29 protein-coding genes and 1 tRNA gene are annotated in these 22,617 nt (G+C 52.1%); 10 read left to right on the top strand and 20 right to left on the bottom strand.

Going from position 1 to position 22,617, the window contains the following annotated elements; translation table 11 throughout:
• Positions 1-18 precede the first annotated feature (18 nt).
• The 8 genes from LX59_RS02465 to ffh all read right to left on the bottom strand — a co-directional run bounded on the left by LX59_RS02465 (position 19) and on the right by ffh (position 6,318).
• Positions 19-999 carry an alpha/beta hydrolase gene (locus LX59_RS02465; RefSeq protein ID WP_144570270.1) on the bottom strand — a complete coding sequence of 327 codons (981 nt, stop codon included), beginning with the start codon at positions 997-999 and terminating at the stop codon, positions 19-21.
• A 20-nt stretch (positions 1,000-1,019) separates the two neighbouring features.
• Positions 1,020-1,769, bottom strand: a complete 750-nt coding sequence (locus LX59_RS02460) for a thioredoxin fold domain-containing protein (protein WP_144570269.1) — start codon at positions 1,767-1,769, stop codon at positions 1,020-1,022.
• 62 nt (positions 1,770-1,831) lie between these two features.
• Positions 1,832-2,722: a site-specific tyrosine recombinase XerD gene (xerD, locus tag LX59_RS02455; protein ID WP_144570666.1), complete on the bottom strand. Its 891-nt coding sequence runs from the start codon at positions 2,720-2,722 to the stop codon at positions 1,832-1,834.
• Between the two features lie 99 nt (positions 2,723-2,821).
• Positions 2,822-3,172, bottom strand: a complete 351-nt coding sequence (rplS, locus tag LX59_RS02450) for a 50S ribosomal protein L19 (RefSeq protein WP_144570268.1) — start codon at positions 3,170-3,172, stop codon at positions 2,822-2,824.
• Positions 3,173-3,217: 45 nt separating this feature from the next.
• The gene (gene trmD / locus LX59_RS02445) at positions 3,218-3,964 is read right to left on the bottom strand and encodes a tRNA (guanosine(37)-N1)-methyltransferase TrmD (protein ID WP_144570267.1); all 747 of its coding nucleotides are present in this window, start codon (positions 3,962-3,964) and stop codon (positions 3,218-3,220) included.
• A gap of 21 nt (positions 3,965-3,985) precedes the next feature.
• Positions 3,986-4,522, bottom strand: coding sequence for a ribosome maturation factor RimM (gene rimM, locus LX59_RS02440; protein WP_144570266.1), 537 nt, complete (start codon positions 4,520-4,522; stop codon positions 3,986-3,988).
• A 5-nt stretch (positions 4,523-4,527) separates the two neighbouring features.
• A complete protein-coding gene (gene rpsP, locus LX59_RS02435) occupies positions 4,528-4,779 on the bottom strand; it encodes a 30S ribosomal protein S16 (protein ID WP_144570265.1) in 252 nt (83 codons plus the stop codon).
• Between the two features lie 162 nt (positions 4,780-4,941).
• Positions 4,942-6,318 (bottom strand): signal recognition particle protein, encoded by a 1,377-nt coding sequence (gene ffh, locus LX59_RS02430; protein WP_144570264.1) that lies wholly within the window; start codon positions 6,316-6,318, stop codon positions 4,942-4,944.
• 156 nt (positions 6,319-6,474) lie between these two features.
• Between ffh and LX59_RS02425 the strand changes: the two genes are divergently transcribed.
• Positions 6,475-7,275: a cytochrome C assembly family protein gene (locus LX59_RS02425; RefSeq protein WP_144570263.1), complete on the top strand. Its 801-nt coding sequence runs from the start codon at positions 6,475-6,477 to the stop codon at positions 7,273-7,275.
• A gap of 68 nt (positions 7,276-7,343) precedes the next feature.
• Here LX59_RS02425 and purT read toward each other — a convergent pair whose 3' ends face one another.
• The 4 genes from purT to trmJ all read right to left on the bottom strand — a co-directional run bounded on the left by purT (position 7,344) and on the right by trmJ (position 10,579).
• Positions 7,344-8,525 carry a formate-dependent phosphoribosylglycinamide formyltransferase gene (purT, locus tag LX59_RS02420; RefSeq protein ID WP_144570262.1) on the bottom strand — a complete coding sequence of 394 codons (1,182 nt, stop codon included), beginning with the start codon at positions 8,523-8,525 and terminating at the stop codon, positions 7,344-7,346.
• Between the two features lie 63 nt (positions 8,526-8,588).
• Positions 8,589-9,113, bottom strand: a complete 525-nt coding sequence (locus tag LX59_RS02415; protein WP_144570261.1) for a gamma carbonic anhydrase family protein — start codon at positions 9,111-9,113, stop codon at positions 8,589-8,591.
• A 2-nt stretch (positions 9,114-9,115) separates the two neighbouring features.
• Positions 9,116-9,724 carry a CoA pyrophosphatase gene (locus LX59_RS02410; RefSeq protein ID WP_144570260.1) on the bottom strand — a complete coding sequence of 203 codons (609 nt, stop codon included), beginning with the start codon at positions 9,722-9,724 and terminating at the stop codon, positions 9,116-9,118.
• Between the two features lie 105 nt (positions 9,725-9,829).
• A complete protein-coding gene (gene trmJ, locus LX59_RS02405; RefSeq protein WP_144570259.1) occupies positions 9,830-10,579 on the bottom strand; it encodes a tRNA (cytosine(32)/uridine(32)-2'-O)-methyltransferase TrmJ in 750 nt (249 codons plus the stop codon).
• 125 nt (positions 10,580-10,704) lie between these two features.
• On the opposite strand from trmJ, the gene suhB reads away from it, so the two are divergent.
• A complete protein-coding gene (suhB, locus tag LX59_RS02400) occupies positions 10,705-11,520 on the top strand; it encodes a type III secretion system regulator SuhB (RefSeq protein ID WP_144570258.1) in 816 nt (271 codons plus the stop codon).
• 59 nt (positions 11,521-11,579) lie between these two features.
• Here suhB and secF read toward each other — a convergent pair whose 3' ends face one another.
• The 5 genes from secF to queA all read right to left on the bottom strand — a co-directional run bounded on the left by secF (position 11,580) and on the right by queA (position 17,016).
• A complete protein-coding gene (gene secF, locus LX59_RS02395) occupies positions 11,580-12,485 on the bottom strand; it encodes a protein translocase subunit SecF (RefSeq protein WP_144570257.1) in 906 nt (301 codons plus the stop codon).
• An 11-nt stretch (positions 12,486-12,496) separates the two neighbouring features.
• A complete protein-coding gene (secD, locus tag LX59_RS02390) occupies positions 12,497-14,365 on the bottom strand; it encodes a protein translocase subunit SecD (RefSeq protein WP_144570256.1) in 1,869 nt (622 codons plus the stop codon).
• Positions 14,366-14,429: 64 nt separating this feature from the next.
• Entirely contained in the window at positions 14,430-14,768 is a 339-nt protein-coding gene (gene yajC, locus LX59_RS02385) for a preprotein translocase subunit YajC (protein WP_144570255.1), read from the bottom strand.
• A gap of 71 nt (positions 14,769-14,839) precedes the next feature.
• Entirely contained in the window at positions 14,840-15,955 is a 1,116-nt protein-coding gene (gene tgt, locus LX59_RS02380) for a tRNA guanosine(34) transglycosylase Tgt (protein WP_211354818.1), read from the bottom strand.
• Between the two features lie 11 nt (positions 15,956-15,966).
• On the bottom strand, positions 15,967-17,016 hold the full coding sequence (gene queA, locus LX59_RS02375; RefSeq protein WP_144570253.1) for a tRNA preQ1(34) S-adenosylmethionine ribosyltransferase-isomerase QueA: 1,050 nt from the start codon (positions 17,014-17,016) through the stop codon (positions 15,967-15,969).
• 113 nt (positions 17,017-17,129) lie between these two features.
• Here queA and LX59_RS02370 point away from each other — a divergent pair.
• The 4 genes from LX59_RS02370 to LX59_RS02355 all read left to right on the top strand — a co-directional run bounded on the left by LX59_RS02370 (position 17,130) and on the right by LX59_RS02355 (position 20,081).
• Positions 17,130-17,216 (top strand) — tRNA-Leu (locus LX59_RS02370).
• Positions 17,217-17,389: 173 nt separating this feature from the next.
• Positions 17,390-18,595, top strand: coding sequence for a tyrosine-type recombinase/integrase (locus tag LX59_RS02365; protein WP_144570252.1), 1,206 nt, complete (start codon positions 17,390-17,392; stop codon positions 18,593-18,595).
• Positions 18,596-18,673: 78 nt separating this feature from the next.
• Positions 18,674-19,645 carry a hypothetical protein gene (locus LX59_RS02360; RefSeq protein ID WP_144570251.1) on the top strand — a complete coding sequence of 324 codons (972 nt, stop codon included), beginning with the start codon at positions 18,674-18,676 and terminating at the stop codon, positions 19,643-19,645.
• 160 nt (positions 19,646-19,805) lie between these two features.
• Positions 19,806-20,081 carry a helix-turn-helix transcriptional regulator gene (locus LX59_RS02355; protein WP_144570250.1) on the top strand — a complete coding sequence of 92 codons (276 nt, stop codon included), beginning with the start codon at positions 19,806-19,808 and terminating at the stop codon, positions 20,079-20,081.
• Between the two features lie 111 nt (positions 20,082-20,192).
• On the opposite strand, the gene LX59_RS02350 is transcribed toward LX59_RS02355, so the two are convergent.
• The 3 genes from LX59_RS02350 to LX59_RS02340 are packed head-to-tail and all read right to left on the bottom strand — an operon-like array spanning position 20,193 to position 21,251.
• Complete coding sequence (locus LX59_RS02350) at positions 20,193-20,663, bottom strand: DUF2442 domain-containing protein (RefSeq protein WP_144570249.1); 471 nt, start codon at positions 20,661-20,663, stop codon at positions 20,193-20,195.
• A gap of 35 nt (positions 20,664-20,698) precedes the next feature.
• Positions 20,699-21,013, bottom strand: coding sequence for a BrnA antitoxin family protein (locus tag LX59_RS02345; RefSeq protein ID WP_144570248.1), 315 nt, complete (start codon positions 21,011-21,013; stop codon positions 20,699-20,701).
• Positions 20,973-21,251: a BrnT family toxin gene (locus LX59_RS02340; RefSeq protein WP_211354805.1), complete on the bottom strand. Its 279-nt coding sequence runs from the start codon at positions 21,249-21,251 to the stop codon at positions 20,973-20,975. Before LX59_RS02340 ends, LX59_RS02345 begins: the two co-directional genes overlap by 41 nt.
• 330 nt (positions 21,252-21,581) lie before the next feature.
• Between LX59_RS02340 and LX59_RS15540 the strand changes: the two genes are divergently transcribed.
• From LX59_RS15540 to LX59_RS02325, 4 genes are read left to right on the top strand one after another with little or no spacing between them, the layout of a single operon-like run.
• Positions 21,582-21,755 (top strand): hypothetical protein, encoded by a 174-nt coding sequence (locus LX59_RS15540; RefSeq protein WP_170234308.1) that lies wholly within the window; start codon positions 21,582-21,584, stop codon positions 21,753-21,755.
• On the top strand, positions 21,752-22,021 hold the full coding sequence (locus LX59_RS02335) for a hypothetical protein (protein WP_144569802.1): 270 nt from the start codon (positions 21,752-21,754) through the stop codon (positions 22,019-22,021). Before LX59_RS15540 ends, LX59_RS02335 begins: the two co-directional genes overlap by 4 nt.
• Entirely contained in the window at positions 22,021-22,353 is a 333-nt protein-coding gene (locus LX59_RS02330) for a hypothetical protein (protein WP_144569801.1), read from the top strand. The genes LX59_RS02335 and LX59_RS02330 overlap by 1 nt, the downstream gene beginning before the upstream one ends.
• A complete protein-coding gene (locus LX59_RS02325; RefSeq protein ID WP_246118638.1) occupies positions 22,350-22,610 on the top strand; it encodes a hypothetical protein in 261 nt (86 codons plus the stop codon). The genes LX59_RS02330 and LX59_RS02325 overlap by 4 nt, the downstream gene beginning before the upstream one ends.
• Positions 22,611-22,617 lie beyond the last annotated feature (7 nt).

The following is a 22,617-nucleotide window of genomic DNA, read 5'->3' as shown; positions in this document are numbered from 1 at the left end:
AGTTAAGCAGTTAAGCAGTTAAGCAGTCAGTTTCACCACGTCCTCGGGGAGCTGCTGATGCATATGAAACAACAAAGCATCCCGCACCGAGGGTTCGATCATGGAAGGATGACTATGCTCAGGGAAATCCCGATAAAACACATCCAACCCTTTAATATTCGCTAATCGCCCTCCTAAGGCCTTAGCGATATCAATTCCCTCTTGGATTTCTTCGCGCGTATGGCTGCCGTGGGCTTGACCCGACTTTTCTACCAAAAGCCGTAACGGATCAACCACAGCACCGCCTGCGATGGAAACACCGGCCCTAAACGCGGACTCTTCGTGCAGAATGGATCGATTATTCCACCAAATAGCCGGATCGGCGGCGACATAGTTTTGAAATAGAGTTGGACGATTAAATAGCGTGTATAGGGTAAAAAGCCCCGCCAAAGAATGCCCAAATAGGGTCTGCTGCTTAGGATTAACCTTAAAGCGCTGACTGATCGCCTGTTTGACTTCCTGAGCCAAAAAGTCCAGAAATACGGCCTGCCCTCCTGTGCTTCGTGACTCTGCTGAACCCCGCATACGCAGATATTCAGCCGCCGTTTCTGGAGTTAAATCCCAATAACGCCGAACCACGTCAAAACGCTGAGTAATGGGATAACCGACCCCCACGATAACTACAGGCGCTTTGGGAGCCAGTTGCTCCCGTGCATGCCACAGCATAGGAAAGCAGGCATTGCCATCCAAAACATAGAGTACCGAATAACCTTCGGGCGGTACCTCTACCGCTGGAGCACCGATCAACAACCGCCAAGTATGGCCTGATACGGTTAGATCAAGGGTTTCAACCCGAGGATCTTCTATCAACTCTGCTGGCTGACCGATGGCCTGTGCTCGTTGGGCCGTAGCAGTCGCTTCAGTCTGCGTCTCTTGAGGGCGAGTCTGAGCCAATACAGGCCCAGCCGCAGCCAGACTCAAACCAGCCCACAATACCGAGCGTCTTGATAGTTTATCCATGAAAATCCTTGACCTAGAATTTAATTAACTTTAGCCGCTTTAAGCGCCTGATCAGCCAAAACAGCAGCAGGTTGATAACCAGGAATAATCTGTCCATTAGCCAAGATAATGGCCGGTGTACCCTGAATACCGATGTTTTGTCCTAAAGCATATTGCTTAGCAATGGGGCTGGCGCTGCAACTGGCTTTATCAACCTCTTTGCGCGCCTTGGCCAAATCCATTGCTTTTTGGCGATCTTTGGCACACCAAACGCTCTCTAAGATTTCAGCCGCGTGGCTTTTCAAGCCTTGACGGGGAAAGGCCAAATAACGAACCGCCACCCCGCGCTTATTCAGCTCTGGCACTTCATCGTGCAGCTTTTGGCAGTAAGGGCAGTCGGTATCGGTAAACACGGTAATGGTGGTTTTGGGATCTTTAGGGGAAAACACCACCATTTCCTGCTCTGACAGACCCGCAATAGTCTTAGCCACTGCCGTCTCTTGCGCCTGTTCGGTCAAGTTGACCACAGCGCCCTCTTTGTACTGAAACAAATAGCCTTGCAGCAAAAACTGTCCATCGGTGCTGGCATAAATCTGACGACCACCCTGCAAAGCCACTTGGTATAAACCGGCCACAGGGCTTTTACTGATGGACTCCACCACCATATCCGACTGTAAAGATTGCAGGGTTTTACGGATAGCTTGCTCTGGGCTGCTGGGGCTGTCTGCATAGGCTAAATGGGTACAACTCAGTAATGCTAAAGCAGTCCAAAACCCACGAATCACAGACATAAAGATTCCTCGTAAGGAGCGATTGATGGTTCAGAATATCACAGGGGTTGATCCTACGCGCCTTAGCCACGCGGATGATGTTTGGCATGCAGCTCTTGCAGACGCACGATGGCTATATGGGTGTAAATCTGTGTAGTGGAGAGATCGCTGTGCCCTAGCAACATCTGCACGGTTCTTAAATCCGCACCGTGATTTAACAAGTGGGTCGCAAAAGCATGTCGCAGTGTGTGGGGAGAAATGGTCACACTGATACCAGCCACTTTAGCGTGCAGCTTAATGCGATACCAAAAGGTCTGGCGGGTCATCTGCTCACCGCGTTGACTGGGAAACAAAACCTCAGTGGCTCCGTGCACTAGGTGCATTCGAGCCTCTTTGAGGTAACGCTCTATCCAGTGCAGAGCTTCGTCACCAAAGGGTAATAGGCGCTCCCGCCCACCTTTGCCGAAGATACGTAACACGCCTTGGCGCACACTGACCTGATCTAAGGTTAAGCTCACCAGCTCTGTCACCCGCAATCCGGTGGCATACAACAGCTCTAGCATAGCGCGATCTCTAAGCCCTAGAGGTGTATCCAAATCTGGAGCACGCAATAGAGCCTCCACATGGGCCTCAGACATTACTTTAGGTAAAGGTCGTCCCACACGAGGCATCCCCACGCGCAAGGTGGGATCTTGCTTAATCAGGTGTTCACGCAGCGCATAGCGATACAGCCCCCGCAATGCCGACAATAAGCGCGCCGTAGAGCGAGCGGTATAGGCTGCGTTCACCCGCCAAGCCAGATGATCCAAAATCTGTTCACGCTCAACCTGAATCAAACTCAAGCCTTGAGTATGTAGCCAAGCATTAAACAAAGCTAAGTCGCTGGAATAGGCCTGGCGTGTGTTTTCGGCTAACCCCTTTTCTAACCAAAGGCTGTCTAAAAACTGATCCACTAGAGGGTCATGTAGGGGGATTAGCTCTGGCATTAGCGGTAAAAAGTCCTTAGAAACAAAAAGCCCGTGTGGGCAACACGGGCTTTTTGTAGCTGAAAACGGGCAATCCGTAAATGAGGATCAGGCCAGTTTTTCTTTGATACGGGCCGCTTTACCAGACAGCTCACGCAGATAGTAGAGTTTGGCTTTGCGTACATCACCACGACGTTTGACGCTGATGCTGTCAACCAATGGGCTATAGGTTTGGAAGGTACGCTCAACGCCTACACCGTTGGAGATCTTACGTACCGTAAAGGCACTGTTCAGGCCGCGGTTACGCTTGCCAATCACAACGCCTTCAAAGGCTTGCAGACGCTGACGGTCGCCTTCCTTTACTTTTACTTGCACGATAACGGTGTCACCCGGGGCAAAAGCCGGGATTTCCTTAGTCATTTGTTCAGCTTCAATACGCTGAATAATCTTGTTGGTCATGCTCATGCTCCTTCAGGCTGTCTAATGAATGCAGCCATCGATACCTTAACTATCGTTCCGCTGGCGAATGTATTCATCCAGCAGCTTTTGTTCTTCTCCAGAAAGCGAGCGGCTATCCAGAAGATCAGCGCGGCGTTCCCAAGTCCGACCGAGGGACTGTTGTAAACGCCAACGCCGGATGTGTTCATGATTGCCGCTGAGCAGCACCTCAGGAACAGCCTTCCCCGCATACACTTCAGGGCGTGTGTAGTGGGGACAATCCAGCAAACCATCACTGAAGGAATCTTCTTCTGCCGATCCCGAATGCCCTAAAGCGCCCGGTAACAGCCGAGTGACGGCATCAATCAGTACCATGGCGGGTAGCTCACCCCCCGATAGCACATAGTCACCAATGGAACACTCTTCATCGACATGCGCTTCAATAAAACGCTCATCAATGCCTTCATAACGCCCAGCAATGAGGATTAATCCCTGCTGTTGCCCTGCCCAAGCCCGAACACGTTCTTGGTCTAAAGGGCGACCCTGAGGTGACAGATAAACAACGAGCGCTTGCGTACCCACCTGTTGCCGCACATCCATCAGAGCCCGTTCTAAGGGTTCAACTTTCATCACCATTCCGGGGCCACCCCCAAAAGGGCGGTCATCCACCGTTTGATGACGATCATCCGTATAAGCACGGGGATTCCAGCAATGCAGATTCAAAATTCCCTGCTTCACTGCGCGTCCGGTAATACCGTAGTCCTGAATCGCAGCAAACATTTCTGGGAACAAGCTAATCACATCAATCCGCATTTTGGGATTTGGCCTCAAACCTTAAAAGTCTGCATCCCAATCCACGTGCAGCTCACCTAGCTCTAAATCAACCCGTTGCACGCAGGAGTCGATGTAAGGCAATAGCCGTTCTCGATCATCTAAGCTGCCATCACAGGGCCGTACTACGAGTACGTCATTAGCTCCGGTTTCCAGCAGATGATCCACACGCCCCAAACATTGACCCGCTTGATCAATGACCCTCAAGCCTTCTAGCTGATGCCAGTAGTATTCTCCAGCGGGCAACTCAGGTAGTTCGTGTTTGGGAATATAAATTTCAAACTCGGCGTAGGTTTGTGCTAACTCGCGATCGTTAAGCCCTTTTAGCTTAACCACCAACACATTGCCTTGAACACGCCCACGGGCTACTTCAACGCGCCTAAGCTCGGTTCCGCGCCGTAACGTCCAGTAGCGGTAGTTCAGCAGATTGGCAATAGGATCAGTGTAAGAATAAACCCTCACTTCTCCACGAATGCCCTGAACCGATACAATCTTCCCCAGTACCAGCACATTATCAGTCACAGCAGGTACTGTTGTCATAAGGGTCAGGCTGCAGTCTTGGCCGCTTCTTTCAGCAGTTGAGCAACGCGCTCTGAAGGCTGAGCACCTTGGCTTAACCAGTAGCTAACGCGCTCTTGGTTTACGGACAGACGAGGCTCTGCACCCGCTGCAACGGGGTTAAAGAAACCAATACGCTCAACGAAACGACCGTCACGAGCATTACGGCTGTTGGTTACGGTCAGGTGATAGAAGGGGCGCTTTTTAGAGCCACCGCGAGCGAGGCGAATAGTTACCATATGAAGATAATCCTGTAGTGATGCGACACATCTGGAATACTTGGGCCTTATGAAGGCCAGAAGGCCGCGTATTTTAAGGATTATCCACCAGTTTGCAAATGGCTTTTCGGCTAGGCTTGATCAAAGATCAAGCCCATAGCCTGTTGATTTAGGCTTCAAGCCTTAGAGTTTCGGTAATCCGCCCCCCGGAAATAGGCTGCCCATACCACGCATCATTTTGCTTAAGCCGCCTTTTCCGGTAACTTTTTTCATCATTTTTTGCATCTGTTTGTGTTGCTTAATCAAACGGCCTACGTCCTGAATCTGTGTTCCAGAACCTAAAGCAATACGCCGTTTGCGCGAACCACTAACCACATCAGGGTTACGGCGCTCTTCAGGGGTCATTGAGTTGATGATGGCTTCCATTTGCCGGAATTGTTTCTCCGCCGCATCCTGCACGTTACCCATTTGGGATAAATTAACCCCACCTATGGAAGGTAACTTATCCATCATTCCGCCAAATCCGCCCATGCTTTTCATTTGCTGAATTTGGTCGCGGAAATCCTCTAGGTCAAAGCCTTTGCCTTTTTTCAGCTTTTGGGTGAGTTTTTGGGCTTTTTCCTTGTCCAGATTTTGCTCAGCCTGTTCGATCAGGCTCAACACATCCCCCATGCCCAAAATACGCGAGGCGACCCGATCCGGATGGAAAGGATCTAAAGCATCGGTACGCTCCCCCATCCCCACAAACTTGATGGGTTTACCCGTGATGGAGCGTACTGATAATGCCGCCCCGCCCCGTGCATCACCATCTACCTTGGTCAGAATAACGCCCGTCAGCGGTAGACTGTCGTTAAAGGCTTTAGCCGTATTGGCGGCATCCTGCCCGGTCATGGCATCTACCACAAACAGGGTTTCCACCGGCTTGATCAGGGCGTGTAGTTGCTCAATCTCCTGCATCATCTCGCCATCAACGTGCAGACGACCGGCGGTATCCACCAATACGACATCAATGAATTTAAGCTTGGCCTCTTGAATGGCTGCTTTGGCAATGTCAGCAGGTTTTTGATGGGCTTCTGAAGGATAAAACACTACCCCAACTTCTTGGGCTAAGGTTTCCAACTGCTTAATGGCTGCAGGACGATATACATCTACCGACACCACCATCACAGATTTTTTCTTACGCTCTTTTAAAAAGCGTGCCAGCTTACCCACGGTAGTGGTTTTACCCGCACCTTGCAGACCCGCCATCAGCACTACAGCAGGCGGTATTGCGTTGAGGTTTAGGTCTTCGTTGGATTTACCCATTAGGTCTTCCAACTCAGCCTTAACAATTTTGATAAAGCTTTGACCTGGAGTCAGGCTTTTGGAAACCTCGGTACCAATAGCCCGCTCTTTGACCTTATTAATAAAGTCTTTAACGACGGGTAAGGCTACATCCGCTTCCAACAAAGCCATACGCACATCGCGCAGAGCATCTTTGATGTTGTCTTCGCTTAGTTTGGCCTTGCCAGTTACTTGACGCAGGGTTTGGGAAAGTCGGTCGCTCAGGTTGTCAAACATGGCCATTCCACGCAGGCTTTGGTGATGGATGAAGACGATTATAGAAGCTAGTGTCGACTTCAAGCATTAGGTTTTATGTTTTGTGCGCTTTATCGCTGTTGCACAAAGAACAATTTGTGCCAAACTCAAGACCCTTAAAAACATGCTTTCAGACTTATGCATTCTTTGCTACCCAGCCTTACAGCGGCCTGTCTTTATGCCGGTATCACGGGATATCAAGGCCTAAGACTGATACAGCACATTGCTCCTAATCGCTCTATTTTAGTATCCCTTGGCGGTCTAGCACTGTTGATGCATGTGGTGAGCCTTGCCCAGCATCTCTTTGTCCCTGCTGGATTAAATCTGAACTTTTTCACCGCCTCTAGCCTGATTGCAGCCTCTGTTGTTTCGCTGATTTTTTTGGCGATGCGCCGCCTACCCGTCGAAAACCTGCTACTGCCTTTGTTCCCTATGACGGCGCTGGCGGTGTTATTGGCACAGTTTGCACCCACTGGCACTGCACCGCCTATTGCAGAACAACCCGGCATGCTGGCCCATATTCTGTTTTCTATATTGGCTTACGGCATTTTTACTATGGCAGCACTGCAAGCCTTGCTGCTGTTGCTGCAAAATTTTGCATTAAAACGTAAACACCCTAACGGCATTATTCGTAACTTCCCGCCCCTACAAACGATGGAACATTTACTGTTCAGCTTTTTGTGGGCAGGCTGGATTTTGCTCTGTATTTCTTTGCTGTCAGGCTGGTTTTTCGTCGATAACCTGCTGGCTCAACACCTCGTACATAAGACGCTGTTATCGCTGTTCGCGTGGCTGGTCTTTGGTTTGTTATTGGCAGCTCACCACTATTTAGGCTGGCGTGGCCCAACGGCGATTCGCTTAACGCTAGGGGGCTTTTGTCTGCTGATGCTGGCTTACTTCGGTACCAAACTGGTACGCGAATTTATCCTGCATATCTAACCCAGATCATGCCTTGATAGCCCTAAACCCCTGAGTTAGGCACTCCTTGGTTTAGGGCTGATTCAAGGTTAGAGGGTCACAGACACCGCACCCGCTACCCGCTGAGCGCGCCCCCGTGCTTCCTCAATCGACTGATGACGCGCCAAAGCAACACCCATGCGCCGTTGCCCTTTCACCCAAGGCTTACCAAATAGGCGTAAGTTAGTATCCGGCTCGCTCAAAGCAGTGGCTAAGTTGCCAAAGCTCAAAGACTCGGACTCGCCCTCCACCAAGAGTACGGCAGAAGCGGATGGCCCAAACTGGCGGATCAAGGGAATGGGTAGACCCAAAATCGCGCGCGCATGTAAGGCAAATTCAGACAAATCCTGAGAAATCAGAGTCACCATGCCCGTATCATGAGGACGTGGCGAAACCTCGCTAAACCAAACTTGGTCGCCTTTGATAAACAGCTCCACACCAAACAGCCCGCGTCCACCTAACGCCTCGGTAATGCGTAAGGCAATACGCTCGGCTTCAGATAAGGCGGTGGCGCTCATCGCTTGGGGTTGCCAAGACTCGTGGTAATCCCCCTTGACCTGACGATGGCCAATAGGCGCACAGAAGCTGGTTCCACCCGTATGACGCACGGTTAATAGGGTGATTTCATAGTCAAACTCAATAAAGCCTTCTACGATGACACGGCCTTTCCCAGCGCGACCACCTTCTTGGGCATATTGCCAAGCCGTGGCTAAATCCTCTGGCCCTTTGAGGACACTTTGACCTTTACCCGATGAGCTCATAATGGGTTTGACAACACAGGGAAAGCCCAGAGTCTCCGCAGCTTTACGGTAGTCGGCTTCAGTATCTGCGAAGAAATACGGGGAGGTGGGCAAGCCCAATTCCTCAGCCGCCAAACGGCGGATGCCCTCGCGATTCATGGTCAAGTGGGCCGCACGCGCACTGGGGATGACGGTAAAGCCTTCGGATTCCAATTCCACCAAGGTAGCTGTGGCGATGGCTTCAATTTCGGGCACGATGTAGTGGGGTTTTTCTTGCTCAATCAACGCCCGTAACGCAGCACCATCCAGCATATCAATAACGTAGCTACGATGGGCCACTTGCATAGCCGGTGCATCGGCATAACGGTCAACGGCGATGACCTCAACCCCCAGACGCTGTAGCTCAATGACCAGTTCTTTTCCCAACTCACCAGAGCCACAAAGCAGAACGCGCGTTGCACTCACCGATAGGGGCGTACCTATATGGGGCATATCTTCCTCGGCAGGAGATTTTAGTAGTTAAAAATATAGGCTGCGCAGCATTAAACGCAGTATTTAATCTTCCTGTGGCTGCAACTCACGGGCATAACGCTGGGCGTTAAGGACGTAGTTTTCAGCACTTTTTTCTAGCATTTTTTTCTGCTCATCCGTCAGGGTACGCACCACTTTACCCGGAGAACCCATGACCAAAGAGCCATCAGGAATTTCTTTTCCTTCGGGGATTAGGGTATTAGCACCAATCAAGCAGTAGCGGCCAATTTTAGCGCCATTAAGTATGACCGCATTAATACCAATCAAACTATGATCCCCTACCGTGCAACCGTGCAGCATGACGTTATGGCCCACAGTCACACCTCTTCCTAGGGTTAAAGGCTGGCCCATATCGGTATGTAATACGCTGCCATCTTGCACATTACTGCGCTCACCAATATGGATCAGCTCATTATCGCCACGCAGTACAGTGTTAAACCAAACACTGGCTCCCGCCTCTAAACGCACTTTGCCAATTAGAGTGGCATTGGGTGCGATCCAGCTCTCAGGATGGGCTTCTACTTGGGCTTCGCCTAGACGGTATTTCACTTTCAGGATCTCCTCATAGCAGTTAGGGACAGTGAGGTAGGCTGCTGTAAGCATACCCCTGCATCACAGACTACATTGACCAGCTCAATGATCATCAAAGCGGTGAGTCCCCAGATTTTATAATTATCGTAGTAATAGCTCGGTACAGGCCAAGCTTGGCCCTGAGCATCCATACGCCACTGTATCTCTTGCGGCGGCTGGCAAAAAAACTTCAGCGGCACAAAAAATACGCTGGCGATTTCGGCATCATTGGGGCGGTATTCGACGTAGTTAGGCACCAACCCCACATAGGGCGTAACCTTGATGCCGTAACGCGATACTAAGGGGGTGAGCGATCCCATCATCTCAACCATACCGGGGGGTAAACCTACCTCCTCCTCGGCTTCACGCAAAGCGGTATGCTTTAAACTCAGATCAGTAGGGTCACGCCGACCACCGGGAAAAGCCACCTCACCGCTGTGGGTAGAAAGTCCGCTCGCCCTTAGGGTTAACACCAGTTCTGGTGAATCAGTGCGCGTGATCGGCATGAGTACTGCGGCTTCTGAGAAGCACCCCACTGGGCCACTACCCGGAGCGTAGTCCCGTACACGCTGGAGTAAATAATCCAACATGCCCAACTCCACGATTTAAATTCGTATTGGCATCATGGCACGAATACTTGAGGCTCCCAAGCCTTGAACTGTTCAATCGGGAGTCCTCAAAAGCAGCAGGCGCTATTATGTGATGGATTGACGAGCGATCTTCCGAGTCTCGGTCAAAATGCCGCGCAGGATATTCATCTCCAGCCGCTCAATATCAGCTCGTCCATACAGACGGCGCAAACGAGCCATCAAATGGCGCGGCCGCTCAGGATCAAGAAAGCGGATATCAATTAGTGTCTGCTCCAAGTGCTGATAGAACTGTTCCAACTCGTCAGCGGTAACGGGTTGAGTGTCAGGATCTGGGGTATGGACAGGCGCTACTGAGTCTTTCTCTGCGCTCAAAGCCACTAGACGCAGCTCATAGGCCAAAACCTGCACCGCTGCGGCTAAATTCAGTGAGGCAAAGTTGGGGTCTGAGGGAATATGAATATGGATGTGGCAGCGCTGTAACTCTTCATTAGTCAGACCGGCGTGCTCCCGACCGAACACCAAGGCAACTTCTCCGCCTTGCTGGGTACAGGCTCCACAACGCTCGGCAGCGGCACGGGGCTCTAATAGGGGCCAAGGAATATGCCGCTCTCGCGCGCTGGTTCCTAATACTAATTGACAACCAACCAGAGCTTCATCTAGGGAGTTTACTACCTGTGCTGACTGCAAAAGATCGGTTGCCCCGGAGGCACGAGCATCAGCAATTTCGCTGGGGAAAATCTCAGGCTGCACCAGCACAAGACGGGATAATCCCATGGTTTTCATGGCACGCGCTGCACCCCCAATGTTACCGGGATGACTGGTGTTCACCAAAACAATACGAAACTTGTGCAGCAAGGCAAATACTCTCAAACAGCAAAACGGAACGTATAAGCTTACTACAGTCCACGCGCTAACCCTTACCTGAAAACAGTATTCTGCTAGAATTGCCAGCTTTCTTTAAAAGCCCAGGTATACGCAACATGCAGCCCATGCTGAATATCGCGCTGCGCGCCGCTCGCGGCGCCGGTGAACTTATTGTTCGATCCATTGAGCGCCTGGATGTCCTCGCCATCAACGAAAAAGAGGCCAAGGACTATGTCACCGAAGTCGATCATGCGGCCGAACAAAGCATCATCGCTGCTCTGCGTAAAGCCTACCCCACCCACGGGATTTTAGGGGAAGAAACTGGCCTGCAACCGGGATCAGGGGATGGTGCGGATTATCTGTGGGTCATCGACCCTCTGGATGGCACTACTAACTTTATCCACGGTGTTCCCCATTTTGCCGTCAGCATTGCCTGCAAGTATCGCGGACGTTTGGAACATGCCGTAGTGCTCGATCCTATACGCCAAGAGGAATTCACCGCTAGCCGAGGCCGAGGCGCTGCGCTGAACGGTAAACGTCTGCGCGTCAGCAGCCGCAAAGGATTGGAGGGCGCTCTGTTAGCTACAGGCTTCCCCTTCCGCGAAGGACAGTTAGACTACCTAGACAGCTATCTAAATATGTTCCGCTCTTTAGTCGGCCAAACCGCAGGATTGCGCCGCGCAGGAGCTGCTAGCCTGGATTTGGCCTATGTGGCAGCAGGCCGCTACGATGCCTTTTGGGAGTTTGGTTTAGCCGAATGGGATATGGCGGCCGGAGCTTTGTTAATCCAAGAAGCCGGTGGACTGGTCAGCGATTTTACCGGCGATCACCAATTCTTGGAGCGTGGACATATTGTTGCGGGTAATACCAAATGTTTTAAAGCGGTGTTGACCAACATTCAACCGCACCTGCCTCCAGCCCTAAGACGCTAAGGGCTAGTCATAGTCATAAAAAAACGCCCTTCCGGGCGTTTTTATTACCTTAAGGCATCCTAAGGACGAGCATCTTCCGTCACCGGAGGCGGAATTAAGTCCTCACGGGTCAACTTCAGCTCAATCAAAGTGACGTTGGCCACATAGATAGACGAAGTGGTCCCCACCACAATGCCGATGAACAGTGCCAGCGAAAATCCCCACAGGCTATCACCGCCAAACAACATCAGCGCACCCACTACCAACAACGTGGAGATTGAGGTGGCCAAGGTACGCAACAAGGTTTGGGTGGTAGAGATATTGATGTTTTCGATCAGCTCAACTTTACGCAGTATGCGGAAGTTCTCCCGCACACGGTCGAATACTACGATGGTATCGTTCAGCGAATAGGCGATCATGGCCAATACCGCTGCCAATACCGTCAGATCGAAAGGAATGCCAAACAGGGAGAACACGCCCAGCACGATAATAGTGTCGTGAAACAGGGACAACACCGCGCCACAACCAAACTTCCACTGAAAACGGAAGGCCATGTATAACATGATGCCGCCTAAAGCCAGCAACATGCCCAAGCCACCTTGGTCGCGTAACTCCTCGCCGACCGCAGGGCCAACAAAGTCCACCCGCTTAACCGTAACCGGGTTACTGGGATCAGCCGCTTGCAGCACTTGAGCAATATGCTGACCTACCTTTCCATCGTCACCGGCCATCCGTACCACAACATCGGTGCTGACGCCAAAACTCTGCACCAGTGCGTCACCCAAGCCTGCTTGCGCCAATTGTCCGCGCAGGGTGTCCAGCTCAACGCCATGCTGATAACTCAGCTCTACCAAGGTACCACCGGTAAAATCCAGACCATAATTCAGCCCGCGAAAGACCAAACTCAGGACAGAAATAACCAATACCACTAGGGTGAAGCCCATGACAATTCGGCGCACACCCATGAAGTTAATCGTCGATTTCATCGGTTGCTTCCTCAGATCCACAGCTTCTTAATGTCACGACCACCGTATATCAGGTTGACCATACCCCGCGTTACCACCACAGCAGTAAACAAGGAGGTCAAGATCCCCAACGACATGGTGACGGCAAAGCCTTTTACCGGCCCTGTTCCCAAAGAGAACAGGATAGCCCCTACTAATAACGTAGTAAGGTTACTGTCCAAAATTGCGGAAAAGGCTCGATCAAAACCTTCGTGCAGCGCCCTTTGAATGGATATACCCCGAGCAATTTCCTCCCGAATCCGCGAGAAGATCAGCACATTCGCATCCACCGCCATACCGATGGTCAGCACAATACCCGCGATGCCCGGCAAGGTCAGCGTGGCCCCAAGCATGGACATTAGCGCCATTAGGCAGAACATATTAAACAGCAAGGCTAGGGTCGCAATTACTCCGAACTGCTTGTAAATTGCCACCATAAAAACGGCTACGAAAATAAAGCCCCAAACAGCGGACTGTAGCCCCAGCTCAATGTTTTCAGCCCCCAAGCTTGGGCCAATGGTGCGCTCTTCCGCAAAGTACATGGGTGCCGCTAAACCACCGGCACGCAGCAACAGAGCTAACTCCGAAGACTCACCCTGTCCATTCAGGCCCGTAATCCGAAATTGACTGCCAAGCTGAGATTGGATCGTGGCTAAACTAATGATCTTTTTGTCTTCTTGGAAGCTTTGGACGCTAACCTCTTTCTCTACACCATCCACCGTTTGGCGTACCGTCCGAGTAACTGGCTTTTGCTCAATAAACAGCACCGCCATGCTGCGACCTACGTTGGTACGGGTGGCACGGCTCATCAGCTCGCCTCCGTAGCCATCCAAACGAATATTGACCTGTGGGCGGCCATTCTCGTCAAAACTGGCTTGAGCATCACTGACCTGATCGCCGGTGATGATGACGCTCCGCTCCAATAAAGCAGGTGCTCGTCCTGACTCACGGAATTCAAAGCTTTCTGAGGTAGCGCGAGGAGCATCCGATGAAGCGGCTAAACGAAACTCCAAGTTAGCGGTTTTACCCAAAATACGTTTGGCTTCCGCTGTATCCTGAACACCAGGTAGCTCTACTACAATGCGGTCAGCCCCCTGACGCTGCACCAAAGGCTCAGACACTCCCAACTCATTGACCCGGTTACGCACGGTGGTCAAGTTTTGTTTGATGGAGTATTCCCGAATTTCGGCCAAGCGCGTTTCGGTAAAGCTCAGCTCCAGTACCTGCAAGTCATCTAAGGTGCGGGTGCTGAAGTTAAAGTCGTTGTAGTTATCACGAATCAGCTTTTGGGCTTTCTCTAACTGTGCTTCATCGCTAAAGCCCACGGCGATGCTTTTATCTTGCCCCGGTAAGCTGCGATACCGCACCTGTTCTTTACGCAACAGGGATTTGATTTCGTTCTCTTGGATATTCAGCCGCGTTTTAATGGCTTTATCCATATCCACCGCCAGCAGGAAATGCACCCCACCGGATAAATCCAAACCCAATTTCATCGGGTTAGCGCCAATGGCACGCAACCAAGCAGGCGTAGTAGGCGCCAAATTCAGAGCGACTACAAAGTCTTCACCCAGCGCTTTACGTACCACATCTTTAGCCGGGAGTTGATCGCTTTGCTTAACCAAGCGCAGTAAACCAGCCCGCCCCTGCTCCGATAAAGAAGTGGCTTTAACCTGAATACCTGCAGTCTCTAACGCAGAACGCGTCTGGTCTAAGTCTGCTTGGGTCACTGCCCGCGCACTGCTAGCCCCCGTAATTTGAATCGCAGGGTCGTCCGGAAACAAATTGGGTAAAGAATACAGACTGGCCAACAGCAGCACGACCAGTATCAAGACATACTTCCACAGAGGGTATTTATTAAGCATGACATAGCCCGCTTAACGACACGGGGCGCTCAATGCGCCCCGTTGAAATGAGAGGTTGAACACCTTAGATGGCTTTCAGCGTGCCCTTAGGCAAAGAAGCAACGATGGCTCCTTTCTGAATTTTCAGCTCAACCGTATCAGAGACTTCTACTACGACGAAATCATCAGCCACTTTAGATACGCGACCAGCAATACCGCCTGAAGTGATGACTTCGTCGCCTTTTTGCAGGCTGGCCAGCAGGTTTTTGTGCTCTTTAGCGCGCTTAGCCTGTGGCCGCCAGATCATAAAGTAGAAAATCACCATGAAGCCAACCAGCATCAGCAGGCTCATCATCTCGTTACCAGGCGCAGCAGCAGGTGCGGCAGCCTCTTGAGCATGGGCAGCGGAAATCAGAAAACTCATGTACTACTCCTGTTGCATAACGTACTTAGGTACTTACTTGAATCAAGAAAGCCGGACTTCTTCTTATCTATTTATACCAGTGCTGGTGTGGGTAATCCGCGCTTGGCATAGAAGCTGTCGACAAAGGCAGCCAATGTACCCTGTTGGATAGCATCCCGTAAACCAGCCATTAAATACTGGTAATAGCGCAGATTATGGATGGTATTCAGCATGCTCCCCAGCATTTCACCGCACTTATCCAGATGATGCAGGTAAGCACGGGAGAAGTGTTTGCAGGTATAGCAATCGCAGGTAGGATCTAAAGGGGTATCGTCGTGCTTATGGGCTGAATTGCGGATTTTCACTACACCAGTATCGGTAAAAAGATGGCCATTGCGGGCATTGCGGGTCGGCATGACACAATCGAACATATCAATACCGCGGCGCACAGCTTCTACTAAATCCTCAGGCTTGCCTACGCCCATTAAGTAACGCGGTTTGTCGGCTGGCATCTGCGGCGGTAGGAAATCCAAAATGCGCAGCATGTCCTCTTTAGGCTCGCCTACGGACAGACCACCAATCGCCAATCCATCAAAGCCAATCTCGCACAAACCCTCCAAGGAGCGCATGCGCAGAGACTCGTGCATACCACCTTGCACAATGCCAAACAGAGCCGCTGGATTATCAGCATGAGCCTGTTTAGAGCGCAGCGCCCAACGCAAAGATAACTCCATCGACTGGCGGGCGGTGGCTTCATCGGCAGGATAGGGGGTGCATTCGTCAAAGATCATTACCACATCAGAGCCTAGGTCACGCTGCACTTGCATGGACTCTTCCGGCCCCATAAACACTTTGCGCCCATCCACCGGCGAGGCAAAGTACACGCCCTCTTCCTTAATCTTGCGCAGCGCCCCCAAGCTAAAGACTTGAAAGCCGCCGGAGTCGGTCAAGATAGGCCGCTGCCACTGGGCGAAGTCGTGCAAATCACCATGCGCGCGAATAATGTCGGTACCGGGTCGCAACCACAGGTGAAAGGTATTGCCCAAAATAATCTGCGCACCAATGGCTTCCAGATCGCGGGGTAACATGCCCTTAACTGTGCCATAGGTACCTACAGGCATAAAGGCTGGGGTTTCCACCACACCACGCGGGAACACCAAACGCCCACGCCGCGCTCGACCCTCGGTGGCCAGCAGCTCGAAGCTCATGTGACACTGACTCATGAATGATCCTCTGGGCCACGGGCATTTGGGTTGCGAAGCACCAGCATGGCATCCCCGTAGCTGTAAAAACGGTAGCCCTGAGCAATAGCCTCAGCATAAGCCTTCAGGGTTTCGGAATAACCAGCAAAGGCCGACACCAACATGATGAGGGTGGATTCAGGTAGGTGGAAGTTAGTAATCAGCACGTCCACCACATGAAAAGGCTTACCGGGATAAAGAAAAATATCGGTATTTCCCGTAAAGGGTTTTAACTCGCCATCGCGGGCAGCGCTTTCCAGTGAGCGCACGCTGGTAGTCCCCACGGCAATCACACGCCCGCCCCGCGCTTTGCAGGCTTTAACCGCCTCAACCACCTCTGCGCTGACATTCAGCCATTCAGTGTGCATAAGATGCTCTTCCAGCCGCTCAACCCGCACCGGTTGAAAAGTACCCGCCCCCACATGCAAGGTCACAAAAGCTGTTTCCACGCCTTTAGTCATCAAGCTTTCGAGTAAAGACGGGTCAAAATGCAGTCCTGCAGTAGGAGCCGCAACAGCACCCGCGTGACGCGCATAGACGGTCTGATAACGCTCTCGGTCGCTATCCTCATCTAAGCGCTCCATGTAAGGAGGAAGCGGCATATGGCCTATACGATCTAGCAAAGGCAATAAAGGCTCATTAAAGCGCAGCTCAAATAAAGCCTCTTGACGGCTCAAAACTTCCGCTTCGGCACAACCGTCCAACAAAAGGCGCGATCCTGGCTTGGGAGATTTGCTAGAACGTACATGGGCTAAAGCTCGCTGCTCATCCAATACCCGCTCAATCAGGATCTCTAATTTACCGCCGGTGGCTTTTTGCCCAAACAAACGGGCTGGAATCACGCGGGTATCATTAAACACCATCAAATCCCCGGGCTGAACGTAATCCAGCACATCAACAAATTGATGGTGTTCTAAAGCCCCGGTTACTCCATCCAGTACCAACAAACGACTGGCCCTACGCTCGGATAAGGGATAACGGGCAATTAAGGATTCGGGTAAATCGAAGGAAAAGTCAGCGACGCGCATGTAGAAAATCGGGTACTTGCTTAAAGTCGTACAGCTTATCTGAAAGACCGCTTAATAACCACGAGAACTGATTGACCTTTAGTACATTCATCTCTATACTGCGCGCCCACAGTGCCTCGGTGGCGGAATCGGTAGACGCGGCGGATTCAAAATCCGTTTCTGGAGACAGAGTGAGAGTTCGAGTCTCTCCCGGGGCACCACTTAATCTTCTCAAGCCTTCCCCAAACCTCCAAAATCCCTAGAAGAATCAGCCCTTGAGCGATTTTTAGTTCCTAGGTATTCCCCAAACTTCCCTTGTAAGCCCAGAAGATTGTGAGTAGATTCGTGAGTAGACCGAGTTCGGTCATTAAATCTACTCACACCCAGACTGCTCATGGCGCTTTCAGACAGCTCAATCCGCACTGCCAAGCCCAAGGCCAAGCTGTATCGGTTGGCCGATGCCAACGGGTTATGTCTGGAAATCACACCCAGCGGCTCCAAGCTGTGGCGCTACCGTTATCGCTTCAATGGCAAAGCCAAAATGCTGGCTTTAGGTGCCTACCCAGCAGTTACCCTCCAAAGAGCCCGCCAACTACGCGATGCTGTACGCCAGACCTTAGCTGAAGGCAAAGACCCAAGCCTTGAGCGACAAGCCGAAAAGGAAGCTCAGCAACTAGATGGCCTCACCTTTAAAGAGTTGGCTTTGGAGTGGCACTCCTACCGCGCTCCACGCTGGGCTCAATCAACGGCTGATAAGACGGCTGCTTATATAGCTTCAGACCTTCTACCTGTTTTAGGTCATCGACCCGTCAAAACCATTACCCGCCCTGAACTGGCGAGTTTGGTTCGAGGTATTGAGGATCGAGGGGCTTATAATGTCGCCAAGAAAACCCGCCAGTGGCTGAATCAAATTTTTCGTTTCGGATTAGCTAAGGGCAGTGTCGAATCAAACCCTGCAACAGACCTTGATGTAGTTGCAGCTCATGCGCCCCCTACCCGCCATCACCCCAGCATTCCCTTTACTGAACTCCCTGAACTACTCAAGCAGATAGACCAAGCGAATATCCATGTGATGACTCGCTACGCCATCCGACTGCTGATGCTGACAGGGGTTAGACCGGGCGAACTAAGGGCCGCGCCTTGGTGTGAGTTTGATCTGGATGATGCTGTCTGGACGATACCCAAAGAACGCATGAAAGCCCGCCGCCCTCATACTGTGCCTTTATCCCATCAGGCACTCGCTATTTTGGGACTGCTACGCGAAATCACCGGAGGTTATAAGCTGGTGTTTGCAGGGCGTAACAATGCCAATCGCCCCATGAGTGAGAACACGGTAAACAAAGTCTTGGCAGAGCTGGGCTATAAAGGCCGCCAAACTGGACACGGCTTTCGCCATTTACTGAGTACCGAACTCAATAGCCGAGGCTATAACCGAGACTGGATTGAGCGCCAGTTGGCTCATGGCGACCAAGACGAGATCCGCGATACCTACAACCATGCCGCCTACTTAGAGCAACGCCGCCAGATGATGCAGGAGTGGGCAGACTCAATAGATGCCCTCTGTGCTGGGGGCAATATTGTGAGTATTCGGCGTGCCTGACCCCCATCCTAGAGCCTTAACTCCCACAATACCCCCTTCACTCGATATGGAAGCGGGTTTTAGGGAGGAATGAAAGGAATGGAGCTGCGTGCCGGTCGCATAGCCTTGAGCCAAATTGTTGATGAGTGGCTAGAGCACCAGCCTCTTAACCCTCGCCTGTTAGCAACCGAACTGGCGGAACTCATTCGCTCCCTCAGTAAACCGGGCACTCTGCTACCGGCTGACTGTGCCCTACTGGTTGGCCCCTCTGACGTACAGGCTAAACCCGATGCACTCACCCTATGGGGCATCGCCGAATACTTTGATGCTCTTGGCCAAGGACGCACCCCAAGTACGGTGGCCACCACTCAGGGGAGAGCCCGTGCCAGTGCTGTCCTAGTAGCCCGTTACTGGATTGACCGACTGGTTAAAGAAGCCACCGACCGCGCTCTGATCGCCAACGGCCTCATGCACAGCATGACCGCCAGCGCCCCCACGCAGGGCAACACGGCCTTAGCCCAAAATAGCCCGCAGTTCATCTCAGGCAGTGACCCCACCTGTTTAGCCATTCGTGAACACCAGCAACGTGCAGAAGGTGAACACACGGCCAGCCAACAACTGGACACCGAGCGCACAGCCCGCCACAACGCTGAGTTAAAAGCCCAAAGTCTCAAAGAAGCCTTGATCGGTCGAGATACCCAGCTTCAGCAGATTGCTGAGGAAAAGGAGCATTGGCGTAGAGCGCTGATTGAAGAACGACGCAGAACTACCCAGCTCCAAGCTGTGCTGGATCAATACGCCGGGATCGTGGCCTTTATGAATCCCGATAATCCGTTATCGCCTCCTGAAGGTCGCCGCCTTGTCAGCGCATGGTGTGACCTCACGGAAAACGGCACCTTGGATCTGGTCACCGACACCGGCATCGGCCTCAAAGTCCATTGCCAGCGCTGGCTCGACCAACACTTTGGCCAGTCCCTCAACTCGGTGGTATCGCGTTTCACTTGGGCTTTGGGCTGGCCTGCGCGTAAGAGAGGGGGCGCAGTTGCCCGCTATCCCGAAAAAAAGATGTAACACCTTTCCAAGCCCGATGTGCTTTCGCCTCTAGCAGTTATCCACAGCCAAAATCCTGAAAGGTGTCACACCTTTACTGGAAGCTGTGACCTGTTTCGCCTGCACTGCACTCGCCAAGATGACGGCCATGTTCCCAACACCACCCAACAAGGTGCTAAACATGCCGACCATTGCCCTACCCTTGCGCCAACAGCGCGAACCCCAACGCGAAGCCTCAACCCCAAAAGAGCTGGCCCCAGTCCGCCGCTTTATCAAACTGCCCGCAGTCCGGGAACTAACCACCCTCTCCACCTCGGAGATTTACCGCCGGATTTCCTTAGAAGCCCTCCCTAAGCAAGTCATGTTGGGGCCAAAGTCTGCGGTTTGGATTGAGGAAGAAGTCGTCGCGTGGGTGGAAGCCCGTATTGCTGAGCGTCACGATAACGAGGTGGCTTAAATGGCAGTCATAAAAAAGGCTGCCAGTCAGAGCAGCCTCATTAAAACAATCAGCAAATTGCACAGCCAGTATAACCAAAACCCTGTGGATGTGGGGTTGCTGGTGCCCTGTTCAGACTCGCTTACGCTGATTGGCACTGCTGTTTCGGTTCAGCGCTTCCCAGCCCTTACAGGCCAAGGCCACATGCTTGGGGATCATGGCCTTGCCACTGCTGTAGGCGGTAATGGTGCGCCGAGTAAAACCCAGTTCCTCCGCTGCCGTAGTCAGCGACAGACTGTTAGCCGACATCCATTGGCGAAAGGCTTGGGTCGGCATCACTTCTCCCGCTTGCTCCAAGGCCAATCGGTACAGCGTAGTGGCTGCCAGTTCCAAGTCATCGCCCCATGTCACATCAAAGCCCCAATCCCCAATCTGGGCTTGAGCAAACCGCTCCAAGTCTTCCAAGGGTTTGAGGATGGTAAAGCTCTGAAGGTAGTCCAGCAGATCAAGGGTATAGGTCTTGCTGTTGCTGAACTCAATCTGGAGTTTGTGCTGCCCTGCAATGGGCTGAACGCGGGTAATACGCGGATTACGAGTAGTCATTGCTCATGTCCTCATCAGAGCCGACTACCGACTCATCAGGCTCTTTTACTGGCAGAACCCCGTTTGAGCTTAGAGGCATGGCGTTCCCCTTGGGCATTAGCCACCACCAGATACAAAGCCTCATTCAGGCGCGTTTGCCAACCGGGGCCGGTGTCTTTGAAGAAGTCGAGCACCTCTCTATCTATGCGTAAGGTTACTTGGGTTTTAGGGTTTATTTTGCGCGGTCTGCCTCGGCGGATCAGCGTTTCCCCTTGGAGTAAGTCCGCTTCGGCAATCCAATCATCTGTAATTTCGGGTGCATCGTCTGGATCAACCCAAGAGATGTCTGATTTTTCGCTGCTCTTTTTCATGTGTGTGCCTCATGGAGATGATACGGCGCTTCTGGCCACGCGGTGTCCAAGTAACGAAAACCAACCGTCCTTCATACCATCCAACTGTGTTATAGCGGTCTTCGCCATAATCAGCTCGATCATCCCGTCTGGTCAGATGTTTACCTTGGAAAATCTGGCCCGCTTTACTGAAATCCAGCCCTCGATCCTCCAAAGCTTTAGCCGCTTTTGCGGGATCAAATTCAATATCTATAGCCATATTTCTGTAACTACAAAAATAGTCTACGGCTGTACGCTACATAGAGCAACCTTGACCAGCACAGGCCACCCCCGCTACTCTGTGCCTGCCCTTGTGAAAGCGACAGGGGACGGGTTTAGCAGCCCGAACAAATCAAGGCGCAACAGCGCCCCAATGACCATTGTGTGGCGTTTTTTTATGCCTGCAATGTTTCGTCATGGCGGCTGTGCGTGGGAGGCGCTTGCGCCTGCCGGGTGCCTTGATTCCCGGTCTGCTAACCCGCGTACAGCTGCCACCCAAAATCGTTTAGCAGCGATTCGTGGCAGCTCCATTAATCAAGGAGCTACACCCATGACACTACGTCATATCCTCAGCCTCAATCCGTCCAAAATTCGGGCAATCGCCCATCGGCGCATGGCCTTAGCTGCCTTACACGCTGATTCCTCCCTCTCTACCCGCCTTAATCGCTACAACGACCACATGAACAAGGCCCGCGCGCTGGAAACCCTAGGAGGTGTTCAGTGAAACAGCCTGTTTTTAGTGCCGCTCAAGTAGCTGATGAAAGCCTAGAAACCGTCCGTTATGGCGTAGAGCACACCCGCTGGCTCACGGCATTGATGGCGGCTATTCCGGCGGTACTGGATGCCTCATCCCCCGCTGAAAACCGTATGGACGTAGCCAAGGATCTGGCCCGCTTGGGGCATTACTTGGCCCACGACTGTTCTCAGTATTTAAACGCTGAATCAGAGCGACTGGATAACGCCCTAAACGCCGTACAGGAGGTGAAGTAATGAGCCGCCTGCGTGAGTTACTGGTGGATCTGGACAGCATCGCCCCAGCCTTTAGAAATACCCCACTAACCACTGAGCAGACCGAGCGACTGCAACGTATTACACAAGCAGCGGATTCATGCTTTGGCACCCTGACTACGGGTGTTTCTGCCATTGGCTGGTGCATCGCCAGTGCCGCCCACAACCAAGACTTTGGCTTAAATGCCGATGAGCTAATGAGCCTTGGCTGGTTACTCCAAGAGCTGGGTAACCTCAGTCTGGTGATGACGGATTTAAGCCGAGGTGCTGAAGAACGTCTGAGTCTGGCTCAAGCGCTGGAGGTGACTCCATGAGCCGCCCTCCGATCAATCGCCGCCACAATGATGCTTTGGCTTATGAGCGGGCCAATACCCTGACCTGTGCCGGACTTGGTTTAAGCGCCATTGCTGATCTGCTGGGGGCCGATGGTAGTGAACACCACCTGCATCATGAATTGGAAAGCGGTTTAGCTAATGCAGCCAAAGCCCTAGCCGTGCTGGTGCAACAAACAGGTTATGAGCTGTGCGACCAGTTTGACCCTGATCTGCTGAACGCCCCCACCGAGGACTAACCATGAC

The sequence above is a fragment of the Azomonas agilis genome, from assembly GCF_007830255.1.
GTDB lineage: Bacteria > Pseudomonadota > Gammaproteobacteria > Pseudomonadales > Pseudomonadaceae > Azomonas > Azomonas agilis.
The sequence above is the reverse complement of the archived record's forward strand: the minus strand, read 5'-3'. Positions and strand labels throughout refer to the sequence as shown.